We start from the raw sequence: 17,259 nt of genomic DNA, 5'->3' as shown, positions 1-17,259 counted from the left end.
GTGGGGAAGATCGACTCCGTCAGTCGCCTCGGTTGCTGGGACCGATACCGAGCATCGACAGCAGCATGCGGCATTCGTCCGCATCCGCGGCGTAGGCGGCCACCACGCGCTGGGCTTGCCGGGCGGTCTCGTCGGCCAGCGGCTCCAGGTCGTCGTCCGCGATGTCGTTGGCGCCCTTCGCGGCCATCATCGTGTCCTCTCGGCTCGGGTGTTTTGTCACGGTTACGCGAAGTCAATGGTATCGGGCGTGCTCGCCGGGGCCGTTGCCTCGGTGTCGACCGCGCCCTAACCGCAATACCCACACGGCACCGGGGAAACGCTCACATCCCCCGACGCTATACCGTGGAAGGAGTCTAATGTCGCAGGAAGGGACCCAGCATTATGCCGTTGGCCACGGTGAACGGAATCGCGCTGAACTATCAGGTGAAGGGTGACAAGGCCAAGGGCACCGACACCAAGGGCGCCGCGCCGCTGGTCGTGCTGATCATGGGAACCGGCAGCCCGGGACGGGTGTGGGAGCTGCATCAGGTGCCGGCGCTGGTGGCCGCCGGGTATCGGGTGTGCACCTTCGACAATCGCGGCATCGCGCCGTCCTACGAGGCCGCCGCGGGCATCCACATCGATGACATGGTGGCCGATACGGCGGGCCTGATCGAGTACCTCGACGAGGGCCCGGCGTTGGTCGCCGGAACCTCGATGGGGGCCCGGATCGCACAGGAACTGGCGCTCGCCCGTCCCGATCTGGTGCGTAAAGCGGTCTTCATGGCCGGGCACGGGCGGCTGGATCAGTTCCAGAAGACGCTGTCGCAGGGCGAACACGAGCTCGACGACACCGGGGTGAAGCTGCCGCCGAAGTACGAGGCGGCGATCAACGCGGTGCTGAACCTGTCCCCGGCCACGATGGCCGACCCGCATGCCGCCCGCGACTGGCTGGATCTGTTCGAGTTCACCGGCGGCACGGTCACCCCCGGCATCCGCGCCCAGCGGCGGATGGATCACGACTTCAACCGGCTGCAGGCGTATCGGGCCATCAAGGTGCCCTGCCTGGCCGTCGGCTTCGCCGACGACCGGATGATCCCGCCGTATCTGGCCCGCGAGGTCGCCGAGTCGATTCCGGGCGCGCGCTACCAGGAGATCCCGGACGCGGGGCACTACGGCTACCTGGAACGGCCGGAGGCGGTCAACAAGGTGCTGCTCGATTTCTTCGCCGGCTCGAGGTAACCACCAACTCGTAACGTCGACCTTGCTAGGGTCGAAACATCGCTCGGGGGGTTCCGCCCCAGCGGTTCCGAACACAGCGCCAGTATCCAGTGAGGTGAAATGAGCACCAACCCCTTCGACGACGAGGACGGCCGCTTCTTCGTCCTGGTCAACGACGAGGAGCAGCATTCCCTGTGGCCGGCTTTCGCCGAGGTCCCGGCCGGATGGCGGGTGGTGTTCGGCGAGGACAGCCGCGCTGCCTGCGTCGAATACGTCGAGAAGAACTGGACCGATATGCGGCCGAAGAGCCTGCGTGATGCGATGGCCGCCGACGACGCGGCCCGGCAGGCCGCCCAGTCCTGACCCGCGGTACATCCGATACTGCGCGGGACCGGGCGATTCAGCGGCTGTGTGATGCCATGACGAGCGTCATACAGCCGCTGCGATCCACCCTGCCGCCTCAGCCCTGGCTGAACTCCGGCTTTTCCGCCCGGCCGGTGCCCCCGGTTATGATGGGCACCGTTTTCGCCTCCTTAGCTCAGTGGTAGAGCACTCGCCTTGTAAGCGAGCGGTCGTCAGTTCAATCCTGACAGGGGGCTCCATGGTCCCCGTCGCGTTCGCGGCGGGGATTTTCACTTTCTGCGGCGCATGATCATCGGGAGGCCGTCGCGCGGGCGGAGGGTCAAGGTGGGCTCGGGGAAGATCTGGGTGCCGGGCGCGAGGTCGAAGGTGTAGCGCTGGGTGAGCATGGCGAGGATGAGCTTGGCCTGGACCCGGGCGAAACCCAATCCGATGCATTGGCGCTGGCCCGCGCCGAAGGGGAGATAGGCATAGCGCGGGCGAGCCGGTGGGCTCCCGTCACCGGCCGACGGATAGATGAATTGCCTGTTCTCGGGCAGGAACCGCCGGGGATCGAAACCTTCGGGGTTGGGCCAGGACTTCGGATCGTGGTGGAGCAGATAGGACGCGACGTACACGGTCGCCCCGGCGGGTATGGCATAGCCGCCCAGGACGTCGTCGGCCGCGGCCTGTCGTTCGATGAGCCAGGAGGGCGGATACAGCCGCATCGACTCCTCGATGACGGCCTGGGTCCACGTCAGCCGGTCGATGTCGGCAGGCGTCGGGCAGCGGTCGCCGAGCACCTCGTCGATCTCGGCGACGAGCCGCTCCCGGGCCTCGGGATGGTGGGACAGCAGCAGCAGCGTCCACGCCAGTGAGTAGGCCGTGGTGTCGTGCCCGACGAGCAGAAAGGTCACGAGCTCGTCCCGGACTTGGCGGGGGTTCATCGCCGGTTCCCCCGCCTCGTCACGTGCACCCAGGAGCAGCCCGAGCAGGTCGCGCCTGTCGTCCCGGGAGTCTTGCTGCCGTTCCCGGATGAGCCGGGCGACAACGTCGTCCAGTACGGCGACCGCCGCGTCCAGCCTGCGCCAGCGCGGTGCCTGAAGCCGCAGTGCCAGGTCCGGGGAAACGCCGGGAAGCCGGGCTGGCAACCACGTCACCAGCGAGGTCATCGCCTTGCCGACGCCGCGCAGGATCTCGACGAGCGCCTCGTGCACAGGGGCGGCGTCGGCGGACAGGTCGCAGCCGAACAGCGCCTGGCCGGTCACGTCGAGCGTCAGCGCGTTCATCGCCGCGGAGACGTCGAGTCGGTCCCCGTCGGGCCGCGCGTCCCAGCGGGTCAGCGTGCGCTCTCCCGCGGTGATCATGTGTTCGGCGAACCGATCCAGTTGGCGCCGGGCGAACAACGGCTGCATCAGGCGGCGCTGGCGGGCCCAGGACTCACCGTCGTTGGTCAGCAGCCCGTTGCCCAGGGCCATGGCCGCCACCTTGACATTGAGGGTCTTGACGTAGTTGCTCTGTCGGGCGACGAACACGTCTTCGACGAGTTCGGGATCGTTCACCACGAAGAATGGTTGCCCCGAGATGTCCACGCGGACGACGTCACCATAACGCTCGACGAGGTTCTGAAATGTCGTGCAAGGATCGCGGCGAATTCCGGCCATCGTGCGGAGGGCATCCAGGCCGGTCGGCCCCGGCGCTCGCATCGGCTCGGTCACGGAATCGACAGGGGGCGAGGTTCTGGTCACGGTCGTCGCTTCCCGTCTATCTTATTTAAGATCAGGGCTTTTCGAGTGAACTTCGCTGATTGATGACTGTCAACCCCCCACTTCGGGGATGTTGGTTCATCGGGGTTTCTGACAGAATCTGCTGGTGCGCGATGACGACGGCAGGACGCCGCGGCGGGCGGTGGGATGTGGTGCGCGCCAAGTGGTTTCGAGCCCGCTGTCGAAAGCGCTGGAGCGAGGAGTTCCCGCGATCGGTCACCAGATCAGATATAGGGGCACGCCGGGCCAGGTGTGATCGGTGCAGGTCGCGTCGGTGGGGGTGAGAGGATGGAGTATGGAAGCCGCGGAGCAATTCCTGAAACAGCATTCGATCACGATGGTCGAGCTTGCCACCCCGGATATGACCGGCGCCATTCGCGGTAAGCGAATTCCTGTTCAAACTTTCCTGACCAACGGGCTCTCGGATGCGGTCGGAATGTCGTCGGCGGTCTTGGCGTGGGATTACCGGATGGATGTCATCGAGACCGATGATTACAGCTGGGCCAACGGATATCCGGATATTTTTCTGCGCCCTGATGTGGAGACGTTGCGGCTCGTTCCCTGGAAGGCGCGGACCGCGCTGGTCTTCTGCGATGTCGTCGACGGGGCCGGTCGCCTCGTGGCGGCAGCACCGCGCGAGGTTCTGCGCCGAGCGGTGGCCGAGCTCGAACAGGCCGGCCTTTCTCCCTACATCGCGATGGAGACGGAGTTCTACGCACTCGACGGGGAGTCGCTGCGATCTCGCACCGATCGAAACCCGGTGTACAGCCTGCACGACAATGCCTATCTGGAGCCGTTTCTCGACGAGGTCTGCACGACGCTGCTCAGCGCCGATGTCGAGGTCGAGGCCTGCGGCGCCGAATATGCGCCGGGTCAGGTCGAGATCAACCTCACCCCGTCGGACCCGGTCACCGCGGCCGACGGACTGCTCTTCTTCCGCTACGCCGTCAAGCAGCTGGCGCAGCGGCACGGATATCGGGCGACCTTCATGGCCAAGCCGTTCGGCGACCTGTCCGGGAGCGGGCTGCACATCCATCAGAGCATGTGGCGGACGGACAGGGACAACGCCTTCTGGGACGCGAATGCGCGTGGGCTCAGCGATATCGGCCGCAATTACGTGGCCGGTTTACTGAGGTATGCCGCGGAACTGCACCTCGTGGCGGTCCCCACGCCCAATGGCTACAAGCGGGTCATGGACCACTCGTTCGCGCCGACGAATCTGTCCTGGGGATGGGACAACAGATGCGTCGCGGTGCGCGTGCTGGCCCACAATGCCCACGGCGCCCGGGTGGAGAGCCGAGTCGCCGCCGCCGACGCCAATCCCTACCTGCTCGCCGCCGCTCAGCTCAGCTCCGGCCTGGCGGGGGTCACCGAAGACTTGAAGCCCGCACCGCCTGCCGCGGATGCCTATGTGTCGCAGGAGTATTCGCCGTTGCCGACGAATATTTGGCAGGCGGCGACGCTGTTCGGCGAGAGCGAGTTCGCCAGGCGGGCGCTGGGTGCGGCGACCGTCGAGAACCTGTGCCGAGTGGCATGGAGTGAAGCCGCGGCCAGTCAGCGGGAAGTGTCCGAATGGGAGCGGTCTCGGTATCTGGATTCGGTGTAGCAGGCGGTAATCCGCAAACCGATCGCGAGGAATAGGAGACGTATTCGTGTGCGGAGTGGTTGGATTCATCGGCAGCGGATTGCGGAAGGACCGAAGGCTGGATCTGGTGCGGCGCGGCATCCGCGCCATCGCGCACCGCGGCCCCGACGAGGTGGGGATCTTCGACAGCGACGCCTTCACACTGGGCACGGTCCGGCTCTCGGTCATCGACCCGAGGCTCGGCAAGCAGCCCATGGTGACGCCGGACAACCGGTACGTCGCCGGTTTCAACGGTGAGGTGTTCAATTACATCGAGCTCCGAAGTGAGCTGGAGAGCAAGGGAATTCGCTTTCAGACCAACTCCGATACCGAAGTATTGCTGCATTCGCTCGCCTATTGGGGGACGGATGCACTGTTGCGATTGAACGGCCAGTTCGGCTTCGCCTTCTACGACAGGTGGGAGGGCAAGCTGATCCTCGGTCGCGATCGCTTCGGGGAGCGTCCGATGCTCTACACGGAGCGAGACGGCACGTACTTCTTCGCTTCCGAGATCAAGGGGCTGTTCGCGTTTCCGCAGGTGCCTCGTGAGCTTGCGCCGGAAAAGGTTCGGCGCGCGATGCGGTACTGGAGCCCGGTCCCGGGTGAAACCTGCTTCGCGGGCATCGAGGCTATTCCGCCGGGGCACATACTGACCGTCCACAACGGTCGTGCCGAGCTGTCGAAGTACTACCACGGCATCGCACGACAGTCCGCCGCTCCTGCGCCGAGCTCCTTCGAGGAGGCGAAGGCCGGGCTCCGGGAGGTCCTGCGCGAGTCGATCCGGCTGCGCCTGCGCGCGGATTACCCTTTGTGCACCTACATCAGCGGTGGCATCGACTCGGCGGTCATCGCTTCGATCATGAACGATCTGGTCGACGAGCCGCTCACCACGTTCTCCATCGACGTCGAGGGCGGTCCCGTGGACGAGTCGCCCTATCAGCGGGCCATGGTGTCGCGGCTGGGCAGTCGGCATACGCGGGTACCGGTTTCGGCTGCTCAGGTTCGTGAGCGGTTCCCGCATGTCGTCCGGCAATGCGAACAGCCGTTGCATTTCACGGCTCCGGTGGCCTACGGGATTCTTGCCGAACAAGTGGGGCTGTCCGGCGTGCGAATCATGCTCGGTGGCGAGGGCGCGGACGAGCTCTTCGCCGGATACGACGCGGCCAAAGAGGCGGCGATTGTCGAACGCTGCTTGGCTCGGGGGTCCTTCGCCGGTGCGGTCGAAGAACTGGAGCCGGCGCTCAACGACATGCGCTACAGCGACGGCATGACGGCCGCCGCCATCGTCCGGTTCTACGCGGACCGACCGAACCTCGATTTCTCACTCGGCGCGCATTTGCGGCGTTTCGAATCCGAACCCGTGGACGAGCTCATCGATGCGGCGGGTGGCATCGATGACGACCATGCCGTGATGCTGCGCCGGCTGCGCACCGATTTCCCCGATTTCGATCGGCGCCCCGCCATCGACCGGTCGATGCTGCTGGACATGCAGACCTTCCTGATCGGATATGGCATGACCTGCCTGGGCGACCGGGCCGGAACGGGTTTCGGCGTCGAAGGCCGATACCCCTTCATGGACCCGGGCGTCGTCGAATACGCCGCCGCGTTGCCGATCGAGTGGAAGCTGAACGGGACTCGCGAGAAGCACATCCTGCGGGAGGCGTATGCCGATGTCCTGCCGCCGGAGATTGTCGACCGGCCGAAATTCGGGATGCGGGTGCCGGGTGTGCAGGCGCTGCTGCCCGACGGCGACGACTGGGTGGCGGCGGTTTTGAGCCCGTTCACCGTTCGCCGGGCCGGTTTCCTGGTACCCGAGGGGGTGAACAGGCTCGTGGAACGGGTGACGAAACAGCCGCGGGGGCCGCACGAGTTCGGTCACGCCTACGTGCACCTGCTCAGCGTTCTGCTGATGGAAGAGTTTCTGGTCCACGACTTCCGGGTGCCCGACGTCGATATCGACCGGATCATGCTGCGGAACATCGACGGTGACCGCGACCCCGCAAATGCGGCCGCAAGCTGAAGACAGTTCTCGAGAGAGGATCCAACATGTCCCCTGTCGACATTGTCGACGATATGAGAGAGGTCGGGACGGCGGTCCTCGAGACCCTCGCCACCCATATCGAATCCGTCCGCACGGGATCGGGTGATGTCGTCTCCGCGGCCGATATCGAGTGGGTCTCCAAACGACTCGAGCTGCGCCGCTGGGTCGAGGAAGGGGGTATGACCCTGCCCGAGTTGCTGTCTTTCGTCACCACGTACAGCGACCTCTCGGCCAGTCACCATCACCCGGGGTACATGGCGCATCAGATCGCACCCTCCGACACCCCCGGCGTGGTCGCCGATCTCCTGCAGGCGGTGACCAACAACATCCCGCTGGTCTACGAACTCGCCCCGGCTGCCGCGGCCGTCGACCGGGCGGTGTGCCGCTGGATGCTGGATCACCTCGGTTGGGCCGAGACCGGTACCGGGGCCATGACCAATGGCGGATCGCTGGGCAACCTGACCGCGCTGCTCGCCGCCCGCTCGCACGCCGACGCCACCGCGTGGCGGGACGGCAACCCCGGTGACCTCGTCGTGCTCGCCCCGGCGACCAGCCACTATTCCGTGCGGAAGGCGGCCGCGGTGATGGGGCTGGGGGAGCGAGGGGTCCATCCGCTTCCCACCGATGAACTGGGCCGCATCGATCCGGCGGGGCTGGCACCGGCGCTTGCCGCGGTGCGCGCACAGGGTCGCCGTCCGATCGCGGTGGTGGCCAACGGCTGCGCCACCGGGACGGGCCTGTACGACCCGGTCGCCGAGGTGGCGGAGTTCTGCGAGCGCAACGACCTGTGGTTCCATCTCGACGGTGCGCACGGTGCGGCCGCGCTGATATCGCCCCGGCTTCGCGGCCGGCTGGCCGGGATCGAGCGCGCGGATTCGACCGTGTGGGACGGGCACAAGATGCTCCGGACGTCGGCGCTGTGCACCGGAGTGTTGTTCCGCGAGAAGCGTTATCTCGACACCCTGTTCAAACAGGACGCCAGCTATCTCTACCGCCCGGAGAGCGAGGACGTGGACCCGGGGCAGTTCACCTTCGAGACCTCCAAGGCTCCGCTCGGCCTCAAGATCCTGCTGACCCTGGCCTACCGCGGGCAGGCCTCGCTGCGCTCCTACGTCGAGCGCCAGTACGACCTGGCCACTCATCTGTGGACACTCATCCAGGACCGCCCCGACTTCACCGCCCCGTACCGGCCCCAGAGCAACATCCTCTGCTTCCGCTACGAACCCTGGGGAGACCGCCAACTCGAACTCCGTTCCCGGTTGATCCAAGACGGCCGCTTCTACCTCTCCTCCTTCCAGCTCGCGGGCACTCCCTACCTACGCGCCTCCCTCATGTCTCCGACCACCGACCACCGAACCTTGACCGATCTGCTGGAGGCGATCGTCGAGGTCGCCGCCGAGTGATCCGGCCCGGGGGCTTCTCACCGATCCCACCTCCGGTTCCCAGGAAACTCCCAGCGAAGCCTCAGCGGGCTCATTCGCTGGGAGTGGACCATGAGCGGTATGAACGGTGGGGCTGCTGGGCGGACGCCCGAGGCGCGGGTGTTGGTGGTCGACGATGAGCCGATGATCGTCGAGCTGCTGTCGGTGAGCCTGCGATATCAGGGGTTCGAGGTGGCGACCGCGTCCAATGGGGCCGAGGGGTTGGACAAGGCCAAGGTGTTTCGGCCGGATGCGCTGATCGTCGACGTGATGATGCCCGGGATGGACGGGTTCGGGTTGCTGCGGCGGTTGCGGGCCGACGGGGTGGACGCGCCGGTGCTGTTTCTCACCGCGCGGGACGAGGTGGAGGACAAGGTCAACGGGCTCACGCTCGGTGCCGACGACTACGTGACCAAACCCTTCAGCCTGGAGGAGGTGGTGGCGCGGTTGCGGGTGATTCTGCGCCGCTCCGGTCACGCGATCGAGGAGCGCAAGTCCTCGCGGATCACCTTCGAGGACATCGAATTGGACGACGACACCCATGAGGTGTGGAAGGCGGGCGAACCGGTTTCGCTGTCGCCCACGGAATTCACCCTGCTGCGGTACTTCATGGTCAATGCGGGCACCGTGCTGAGCAAACCGCGCATCCTCGATCACGTCTGGCGCTACGACTTCGGGGGTGAGGTCGGCGTGGTCGAGACGTATGTGTCCTATCTGCGGAAGAAGGTCGACACCGGGCCGGACCGGCTGATCCACACGCTGCGCGGGGTCGGATACGTGATGCGCGCGCCGAGTCGGAGCAAGTCCTCGGCGAGATGAGCATCCTCTCGCGTCGCCTCGCCTCGGTGCCGTTGCGCGTAACGCTGGTCGTCGCGCTGGTGTCCCTGGCGGCGCTGGGGCTGCTGGTGTCCGGAATCGCGGTGACCTCGGCGATGCACCGGGTCGTGCTCGACAGTGTGGACAAGCAGATCGTCCAGATCGCGCACGGTGCGGCCGATCCGACGCGGCCACCTCCGCGAGCGCCGTTCGACCGGTTGAACCTTTTCTATGTGACGGTTCAAGATTCGGCCGGTGACCCGCCGCGGGTCGACTTCCCCGACCGGACCGTCATCCCCGATATTCCGCCCGACCTCGGGCGGCGTCCGAGAACTGTTGGCTCGGTGGGCGATCCGGGGCTGCATTGGCGTGCCGTCCGAATCGTGTCCCCGCGAGGCACCACGGTGGTGGCGGCGCAGCGACTGAGCGAGACCGAGCGAATCGTCGACCGGTTGATCGGACTGGAAGTTGTGGTCGGCGGTTTCGTGCTGATCGCACTGGCCGTGGTGGCGCAGTTGGTGATTCGGCGCAGCCTGCGGCCGCTGCGGGATGTGGAGAAGACCGCCGCCGCCATCGCGGGCGGTGATCTGAATCGACGAGTTCCGGTGCAGGGCAGCAATACCGAGGTCGACCGGTTGTCACAATCGTTGAACGGCATGCTCTCCCAGATTCAGCAGGCCTTCGCCACGACCGAGGCGTCGGAGGAGGCCGCCCGACGGTCGGAGGCGAACATGCGCCGCTTCGTCGCCGATGCCAGCCACGAACTGCGCACCCCGCTCACGACCATCAAGGGCTTCGCGGAGCTGTATCGGCAAGGGGCGCTGGCGGATCCGGAGCTGTTCATGGATCGCATCGAACGCGAGTCGAACCGGATGAGCCTGCTGGTGGAGGACCTGCTCATGCTGGCACGACTCGATGCGCAGCGGCCGGTGGAGCAGCGCCCTGTCGATCTGCTCGCTCTGGCCAGCGATGCGGTGCACAATGCGCGTGCCGTCGACGCCGCCCAGCGCCCGGACGGACCCGAACGGCCGATCGATCTCGAAATCAGGCCCGGCAGCGGCACTGTGGAGATCCTCGGCGACGAGGCGCGGCTGCGGCAGGTGCTGGCCAACCTGATCAACAACGCGCTCATCCACACCCCGCCGAGCGCCGCGGTGACGGTGCGGCTGACCCCGGCCGAGCACGAGGTCCGGCTGGAGGTCGCCGACACCGGACCCGGACTGCCGCCGGACCAGGCCGAGCGCATCTTCGAACGCTTCTACCGCACCGACACCTCGCGCAGCCGCGACAGCGGCGGCACCGGCCTCGGCCTGTCCATCGTCCAAGCCCTGGTCGCAGCCCACGGCGGCACCGTCACGGTAGCCAGCACCCCCGGCAAGGGCACCACCTTCACCGTCCGCCTCCCCCGCACCCACTGACCGGCTCTCCCGAGCGCCACCCCACTGGCCCGGCTTTCGCTTCCCCGCTGGCCCGGCTTTCGCTTCCCCGCTGACGAAGTCAGTCGGGGACGTTGGCCCCGTAGCCGAGGTCGCGCAGGGCCTGCTTGATCTTGGCCTGGGCCTCGTCCAGGGATTCCTTGCTCGGGTCGGGGTCGGCCTGGGAGATGTTGAAGTCGCCGAGTTCGAAGGCGGGGAAGACGTGCACGTGCAGGTGCGGCACCTCGAGGCCCGCGATGAGCAGGCCCGCGCGCGGGGCCTCCCAGGCCGCGCGCACCGCCTGGCCGATCTTCTGGGCTACCCCGGTCAGCCGCGCGAAGGTGTCCGAATCGATGTCCTGCCACTGATCGATCTCCTTGCGGGGCACGACGAGCGTATGCCCCTGGGTGATCGGGTTGATCGTCAGGAAGGCGACGAACTCGTCGTCCTCCCACACGAACCGACCCGGCAACTGACCGGCAATGATCGCGCTGAACACAGAAGCCATGCCTCGGAGATTACGCGCCGCACCTGCCCGCGGGCACCATGCGGCGATGGCCGGTCCGGCGGGCATGCGGTTGTCCTGTCGATACCCGCGGAGGCGATTCGGCACGTCACCTAAGCTGTCGTGCGTGCGCGTACTCGTCATCGGTTCCGGAGCCCGTGAACACGCCCTCGTCGAGGCCCTGCGGCGCGATCCCGGGGTGAGCGCGATCTGCGCCGCTCCCGGTAACCCGGGCATCGCCCAGCATGCCCAGGTGCGGCCGGTCGATCCGTGCAGCGCCGAGGCGGTGGTGGGCCTGGCACGCGAACTCGGGGTCGATCTGGTGGTGATCGGGCCCGAGGTGCCGCTGGTCCTCGGAATCGCCGATGCCGTGCGCGCGGCGGGGATCGCCTGCTTCGGCCCGTCGGCCGCCGCGGCCCGCATCGAGGGATCGAAGGCGTTCGCCAAGGACGTGATGGCTGCCGCCGGGGTGCGCACCGCGCACAGCGAGGTCGTCGATCACCCGGGCGAACTCGATGCCGCCCTGGACCGCTTCGGCCCCACCTGGGTGGTCAAGGACGACGGACTCGCCGCCGGTAAGGGCGTGGTGGTGACCGCCGACCGGTCCGCGGCCCGCGATCACGGCGCCGAACTGCTCGAACAGGGCCATCCGGTGCTGCTGGAATCGTTCCTCGACGGGCCCGAGGTGTCGCTGTTCTGTCTGGTCGACGGCGAGACGGTGGTACCGCTGCTGCCCGCCCAGGATCACAAGCGCGTCGGTGACGGCGACACCGGCCCCAACACCGGCGGCATGGGCGCCTACACCCCGCTGCCCTGGCTGCCCGGCGACACCGTTGCCGAGATCGTCGACGAGGTCGTGAAACCCGTTGCGGCGGAGATGGTTCGGCGTGGAGTTCCGTTCTCCGGCCTGCTGTACGCCGGTTTGGCGATCGGCCAGGCGGGGCCCGCGGTGGTCGAATTCAATTGCCGCTTCGGCGATCCGGAGACCCAGGCGGTGCTGGCGCTGCTCGACAGCCCGCTCGGCGCCCTGCTGCATGCGACGGCCACGGGCACCCTGGCCCAGGCCGAACCCCCGCGCTGGAAGGACGGTTCGGCCCTCACCGTCGTGCTGGCCGCCGAGAACTACCCGGCCCGCCCCCGCACCGGCGACGTGATCTCCGGTGCCGACGCCACCGAGGCGAATACCGAAGTCCTGCATGCCGGTACGTCCCTGCGCGACGACGGCGCCCTGCTGTCCGCGGGCGGCCGCGTCCTCAACGTGGTGGCCACCGGCGCCGACCTCACCGAGGCCCGCACCCGCGCCTACGACCGCATCGCCAGGATCAAACTCCCCGGCAGCCACTACCGCACCGACATCGCCCTCGCCGCCGTCGAAGACCGCATCTCCATCCCCGCCCGCGTCTGACCGAAAGGTCACCCACTACCCGAACTTCAGGCCGTGCATGGCCAGCCATGGGGTGGGGTCGACGTGGTGGCCGCCGACGAGGATTTCGAAGTGCAGGTGGGGGCCGGTGGAGTCGCCCCGGTTGCCGACGCGGGCGATCTGCTGGCCCGCGCGGACGCGTTCGCCGACCGAGACCGAGAAGTCGTACATATGGCCGTAGACGGAGATGGTGCCGTCGTCGTGGCGGATACGGACCCACAGGCCGAAGCCCTGGGCGGGGCCGGCGTCGATGACGGTGCCGTCGGTCACCGCGTAGATGGGGGAGCCGATGGGCGCGGCGATATCGATACCGAAATGGAAAGTGCCCCAACGCTGTCCGAAGCCGGAGGTGAAGACGCCGCGGGCGGGCAGCACGAAGCCGCCGATCCCGGGCAGGATGCCGCCGGGCAGCGTGGTGACGGTGCCGTTCAGCCACGGCTGCGGATCACCGGCGGCCGCCGCGGCGGCCTCGGCCTTGGCGCGTTCCAGGGTCGCGCGGGCCGCCGCGGCCACCACCTGTGATTCGCGAATGCGTTCGCCGTTGTTGATGGCGTTCAAGTAGCGCTTACTGGATTCCGTCGTCGCCTTCACCTGCAGCGGATAGGCCACCGGCACCCGCTGGCTGCTGCCCGGCGCGAGATCCAGCGCCGTCTGCCGGGGTGCGGTGGTATCGGCGGCGGCGAATACGGCCACCGCGGCCACGCCCGCCACCAGCACCCGGTGCCCAATCAGCCAGATGCGCAGCCGCGGCCACTGCTCGCGCGCCTCGGCCCGCCAGTCGCGGCGCACCTGCGCACGCCAGTCGATGCGCCCGACCGCCCGGGCGAACTCGAGCGCCGTCGACCAGGCCCGCTGCGCGGCGCGCCGAGCCTGCCGACCCGAACTGCGTGCCCGCTGCCACGCGGAGGGGTCGTCCCTCCGCAGCGCGGTACGCCAGTCGGGTCGGATCACCGTCCAACCCCCCTCGTACGACCTCGCGCGGCGTGCCTGGTCAGGCATTCTGCCGACGATAACAGGACAATTGCCCAAGTGGCAGGCGGCCTCCGCACAACTCAGCCTCATCTCAGGAAAGCGAGACAGCCGAATACCCGGCCGCCATCGGCTTCGAGTGCTCTACCGTCGTCGGGGTGCGCAGTGAATCCCGTCGGTCGGACGTTCCGACCTTCTACGTCATGGATGTCTGGAAGGCGGCCGCCGAGCGTGCCCGCACCCACGGCGATGTGCTGGTGCTGGCCGCCGGGCAACCGTCCACCCCCGCTCCGGCCCCGGTGCTGCGGGCGACCAAGGCCGCGCTGGACGCCGAATTGCTCGGCTACACCGAGACTTTCGGCATCCTGCCGTTGCGCGAGACCATCGCCGACCATCACCGCCGAACCTACGGCATCGAGGTGGACGCGGACGATGTGGTGGTGACGACCGGTTCGTCCGGCGCGTTCACCCTCACCTTCCTGGCCGCCTTCGATCCGGGCGACACGGTCGTGGTGGCCCGGCCCGGCTATCCGGCCTATCGCAACACCCTCGCCGCCCTGGGCTGCGAGGTGATCGAACTCGACTGCGGCCCGGAGGCCCGCTTCCAGCCCACCGTCGCCATGCTCGATGCCCTGCCCGAGCCGCCCGCCGGATTGATCGTCGCCAGCCCGGCCAACCCGACCGGCACCATGATCGCCCCCGCCGAACTGGCCGCGCTGGCCCGCTGGTGCGACGAGCACGGGACGCTGCTGATCTCCGACGAGATCTACCACGGCATCGTCTATTCGGATACCGATACCGAACCGACCTCCTCGGCCTGGGAGACCTCTCGCGAGGCCGTGGTGATCGGCTCGGTGTCGAAGTACTTCTCCATGACCGGCTGGCGCCTGGGCTGGATGCTGGCACCGGCCGGTCTGCGCCCGGCGCTGCAGCGGCTGGCGTCCAATATGACGATCTGCCCGCCGGCCATCTCCCAGTACGCCGCCGTGCATGCCTTCGGCGCCGAGGCCCGGGCCGAGTTGGACGGCCATGTCCGCCGCTACACCGAAAACCGCGCGCTGCTGCTCGAGGGTCTGCCCAAATTGGGGATCACCGATCTGGCGCCCGCCGACGGCGCATTCTACGCCTATGCCGATATCGGTCATTTGACCAATAATTCGACCGGCTGGTGCGCGGACCTGTTGGCACACACCGGTGTGGCCCTGGCACCCGGCGTCGACTTCGACACCCGCAACGGGAACCATACGGTCCGCATCTCCTTCGCCGGTGCTACCGCCGACATCGAGGAGGCGCTGGCCCGGCTGGGCCGCTATCTCGCCGAGTGACCGGGACTGTCTCGCAAAGACTTTCCGTACTCGCCCACCCAGCGCGCCGGAATGCGGTAGAAAAACTGTTGTTGTGATTTCAACACCGCACCGATTGTTTGCCCACGCGAACTGATTTCTCGTCAGATCGCACCGATTTGGCACGGATGAACCGATGATGACTGGCACGATGACACGGTGATCACCGCGACGACCCCGAAAGGCGAACGGCGTCGCCAGGCCCTGGTTGCGGCTGCCGCCGAGTTGCTGCTCGAAGGTGGATTCGACGCCGTCCGCCACCGCTCGGTGGCCACGCGCGCGGATCTGCCGCTGGCGTCGACGACCTATTACTTCGAGTCGCTGGAGGATCTGATCGCGCGCGCGGTCGAGTTCAGCGGCAACGCCGAGCTGGAGGCGATGCGCCGGAGGGTGGGCGAGGTGACCCACCGCCGCCGCGGCGCCGAGGCGACCGTCGACCTGATCCTGGACCTGCTGGTCGGCACCGACGGTCACGACGAGCGTGGCCGGCTGATCGCGCGCTACGAGCGGTCGGTGGCCTCGGCCCGCCACCCGGAGCTACGGGACGTGCAGCTACGACTACGCGCCCAGCTCGACGAGCTGCTGGCCGACGTGCTGCGCCGGTCCGATCGGGTGGTGCGGACCGAACAGCTGCGGCGGTTGGTGGCGGTCGTGGACGGCGCCGTCGTGGCGGCGCTCACCGAACAGGACCCGCAGCCGCGCCGGGTGGCGCGCGGGGCCCTGCTCGAACTGATCGACGTGATCGCACCGCCGGTGCGCCTGTCCGGCCCGGAGACGGGTGCGATGCGGCAGGTCGGCTTCACCTCCGACGGCGGGGGCAGGCACGCCGCCCACTAAACTGGCTGCTCGTGAGTCTTGTCCCGAACGTCCTGGCCACCCGGTATGCGAGTCCCCAGCTGGTGCAGCTGTGGTCGCCCGAGAACAAGATCGTGCTCGAGCGCCGGTTGTGGTTGGAGGTGTTGCGGGCACAGGCCGAACTCGGTGTCGACGTGCCGCCGGGGGTCGTCGAGGACTACGAGCGGGTGATCGACCGGGTCGACCTCGCCTCGATCGCCGAGCGCGAGCGGGTCACCCGCCACGATGTGAAGGCGCGCATCGAGGAGTTCAATGCGCTGGCCGGGCACGAGCACATCCACAAGGGCATGACCAGCCGCGATCTCACCGAGAACGTGGAGCAACTGCAGATCCGGCTGTCGCTCGAGCACGTCTACGCGCACGGCGTGGCCGTGGCCGCGCGGCTGGCCGAGCGGGCCGCGGAGTATCGGACGCTGGTGATGGCGGGCCGTTCCCACAACGTGGCCGCACAGGCCACCACGCTGGGTAAGCGATTCGCCTCCGCCGCAGACGAACTGCTGATCGCGCTGACCCGGCTGCAGGAGCTGATCGATCGATACCCGTTGCGCGGCATCAAGGGCCCGATGGGCACCGCACAGGACATGCTCGATCTGCTCGGCGGCAATTCGTCGAAGTTGGCGCAATTGGAGCAGAAGGTGGCCCGCCACTTGGGTTTTGCGAACGTCCTGACCAGCGTCGGCCAGGTGTATCCGCGGTCGCTGGATCACGACGTGATCTCCACACTGGTCCAGATCGGCGCGGGCCCTTCGTCTTTCGCGCACACCGTGCGGCTGATGGCCGGGCACGAACTGGTGACCGAGGGCTTTCAGCCCGGCCAGGTCGGCAGCTCGGCGATGCCGCACAAGATGAACACCCGCTCGTGTGAGCGGGTCAACGGTCTGCAGGTGGTGCTGCGGGGTTATGCCTCGATGGCCGCGGAACTGGCCGGGGCGCAATGGAACGAGGGCGATGTGTTCTGTTCGGTGGTGCGCCGGGTCGCGCTGCCGGACGCCTTCTTCGCCATCGACGGCATGATGGAGACCTTCCTGACGGTGCTGCTCGAATTCGGCGCGTATCCGGCGGTGATCGAGCGCGAACTCAACAGGTACCTGCCGTTCCTGGCCACCACCCGCATCCTGATGGCCGCCGTGCGCGCCGGTGTGGGCCGCGAAACCGCGCACGAGGTGATCAAGGAGCACGCCGTCGCCGTCGCCCTGGCCATGCGCGAACAGGGCCGCGAGCCCGATCTGCTGGATCGCCTGGCCGCCGACGACCGCCTGCCGCTGACCCGGGCCGACCTCGACGCCGCCCTGGCCGACAAGTCGGTCTTCATCGGCGCGGCCGAGGCACAGGTGGCCGATGTCATCGCCCAGGTGCAGAAGTTGGTCGACGCCAATCCCGAGGCGGCGAGCTACACGCCGTCGCCGATTCTGTAGCGGGCCCGGCTTTTTGGACGCGGAGCCGGGCGCCGAGCATCGGCTCGGACCCGGTCCGCTTCTTCCGGCCGGAAGCTGGAGGACAGGCTACTGGGTAGCAAGCGCGGCGTACAAGCGATTTCGGGGC

Annotated in this window: 15 protein-coding genes and 1 tRNA gene; 12 read left to right on the top strand and 4 right to left on the bottom strand. The window is 67.7% G+C overall.

The genetic code is table 11. The features are described from left to right. Window positions 1-19: 19 nt before the first annotated feature. Window positions 20-187, bottom strand: a complete 168-nt coding sequence (locus IU452_RS29610) for a hypothetical protein (RefSeq protein WP_195112484.1) — start codon at window positions 185-187, stop codon at window positions 20-22. A gap of 194 nt (window positions 188-381) precedes the next feature. Here IU452_RS29610 and IU452_RS29605 point away from each other — a divergent pair, with 194 nt between their 5' ends. From IU452_RS29605 to IU452_RS29595, 3 genes are all read left to right on the top strand, one after another. Then, a complete protein-coding gene (locus tag IU452_RS29605; protein ID WP_195112483.1) occupies window positions 382-1,221 on the top strand; it encodes an alpha/beta fold hydrolase in 840 nt (279 codons plus the stop codon). 99 nt (window positions 1,222-1,320) lie between these two features. Beyond that, entirely contained in the window at window positions 1,321-1,563 is a 243-nt protein-coding gene (locus IU452_RS29600) for an MbtH family protein (protein ID WP_019931522.1), read from the top strand. A gap of 164 nt (window positions 1,564-1,727) precedes the next feature. After that, a tRNA-Thr gene (locus IU452_RS29595) sits at window positions 1,728-1,802 on the top strand. Between the two features lie 30 nt (window positions 1,803-1,832). On the opposite strand, the gene IU452_RS29590 is transcribed toward IU452_RS29595, so the two are convergent. Further along, window positions 1,833-3,257, bottom strand: a complete 1,425-nt coding sequence (locus tag IU452_RS29590; RefSeq protein ID WP_195112482.1) for a cytochrome P450 — start codon at window positions 3,255-3,257, stop codon at window positions 1,833-1,835. 343 nt (window positions 3,258-3,600) lie between these two features. Here IU452_RS29590 and IU452_RS29585 point away from each other — a divergent pair, with 343 nt between their 5' ends. From IU452_RS29585 to IU452_RS29565, 5 genes are all read left to right on the top strand, one after another. Continuing rightward, the gene (locus IU452_RS29585) at window positions 3,601-4,911 is read left to right on the top strand and encodes a glutamine synthetase family protein (protein ID WP_195112481.1); all 1,311 of its coding nucleotides are present in this window, start codon (window positions 3,601-3,603) and stop codon (window positions 4,909-4,911) included. A 46-nt stretch (window positions 4,912-4,957) separates the two neighbouring features. Continuing rightward, complete coding sequence (gene asnB, locus IU452_RS29580; protein WP_195112480.1) at window positions 4,958-6,949, top strand: asparagine synthase (glutamine-hydrolyzing); 1,992 nt, start codon at window positions 4,958-4,960, stop codon at window positions 6,947-6,949. A gap of 26 nt (window positions 6,950-6,975) precedes the next feature. Next, the gene (locus tag IU452_RS29575) at window positions 6,976-8,373 is read left to right on the top strand and encodes a pyridoxal phosphate-dependent decarboxylase family protein (protein WP_195112479.1); all 1,398 of its coding nucleotides are present in this window, start codon (window positions 6,976-6,978) and stop codon (window positions 8,371-8,373) included. Between the two features lie 90 nt (window positions 8,374-8,463). Then, complete coding sequence (locus IU452_RS29570; protein ID WP_195112478.1) at window positions 8,464-9,210, top strand: response regulator transcription factor; 747 nt, start codon at window positions 8,464-8,466, stop codon at window positions 9,208-9,210. A 26-nt stretch (window positions 9,211-9,236) separates the two neighbouring features. Next, window positions 9,237-10,625: a sensor histidine kinase gene (locus IU452_RS29565; protein ID WP_324192889.1), complete on the top strand. Its 1,389-nt coding sequence runs from the start codon at window positions 9,237-9,239 to the stop codon at window positions 10,623-10,625. A gap of 79 nt (window positions 10,626-10,704) precedes the next feature. Here the strand turns inward: IU452_RS29565 and IU452_RS29560 are convergent, their stop codons facing one another. After that, complete coding sequence (locus tag IU452_RS29560) at window positions 10,705-11,130, bottom strand: HIT family protein (RefSeq protein WP_195112476.1); 426 nt, start codon at window positions 11,128-11,130, stop codon at window positions 10,705-10,707. A gap of 124 nt (window positions 11,131-11,254) precedes the next feature. On the opposite strand from IU452_RS29560, the gene purD reads away from it, so the two are divergent. Beyond that, window positions 11,255-12,532, top strand: coding sequence for a phosphoribosylamine--glycine ligase (gene purD, locus IU452_RS29555; protein ID WP_195112475.1), 1,278 nt, complete (start codon window positions 11,255-11,257; stop codon window positions 12,530-12,532). A 15-nt stretch (window positions 12,533-12,547) separates the two neighbouring features. Here the strand turns inward: purD and IU452_RS29550 are convergent, their stop codons facing one another. After that, window positions 12,548-13,501 (bottom strand): M23 family metallopeptidase, encoded by a 954-nt coding sequence (locus tag IU452_RS29550; protein ID WP_324192888.1) that lies wholly within the window; start codon window positions 13,499-13,501, stop codon window positions 12,548-12,550. 176 nt (window positions 13,502-13,677) lie between these two features. Here IU452_RS29550 and IU452_RS29545 point away from each other — a divergent pair, with 176 nt between their 5' ends. From IU452_RS29545 to purB, 3 genes are all read left to right on the top strand, one after another. Then, on the top strand, window positions 13,678-14,844 hold the full coding sequence (locus IU452_RS29545; RefSeq protein ID WP_195112473.1) for a pyridoxal phosphate-dependent aminotransferase: 1,167 nt from the start codon (window positions 13,678-13,680) through the stop codon (window positions 14,842-14,844). Window positions 14,845-15,021: 177 nt separating this feature from the next. Next, window positions 15,022-15,699 carry a TetR family transcriptional regulator gene (locus IU452_RS29540; RefSeq protein ID WP_324192887.1) on the top strand — a complete coding sequence of 226 codons (678 nt, stop codon included), beginning with the start codon at window positions 15,022-15,024 and terminating at the stop codon, window positions 15,697-15,699. A gap of 11 nt (window positions 15,700-15,710) precedes the next feature. After that, the gene (gene purB / locus IU452_RS29535; RefSeq protein WP_195112472.1) at window positions 15,711-17,132 is read left to right on the top strand and encodes an adenylosuccinate lyase; all 1,422 of its coding nucleotides are present in this window, start codon (window positions 15,711-15,713) and stop codon (window positions 17,130-17,132) included. The last annotated feature ends 127 nt before the right edge of the window (window positions 17,133-17,259 follow it).

The organism is Nocardia transvalensis, assembly GCF_015477765.1.
In the GTDB taxonomy this organism is placed as follows: domain Bacteria; phylum Actinomycetota; class Actinomycetes; order Mycobacteriales; family Mycobacteriaceae; genus Nocardia; species Nocardia transvalensis_A.
The sequence above is the reverse complement of the archived record's forward strand: the minus strand, read 5'-3'. Positions and strand labels throughout refer to the sequence as shown.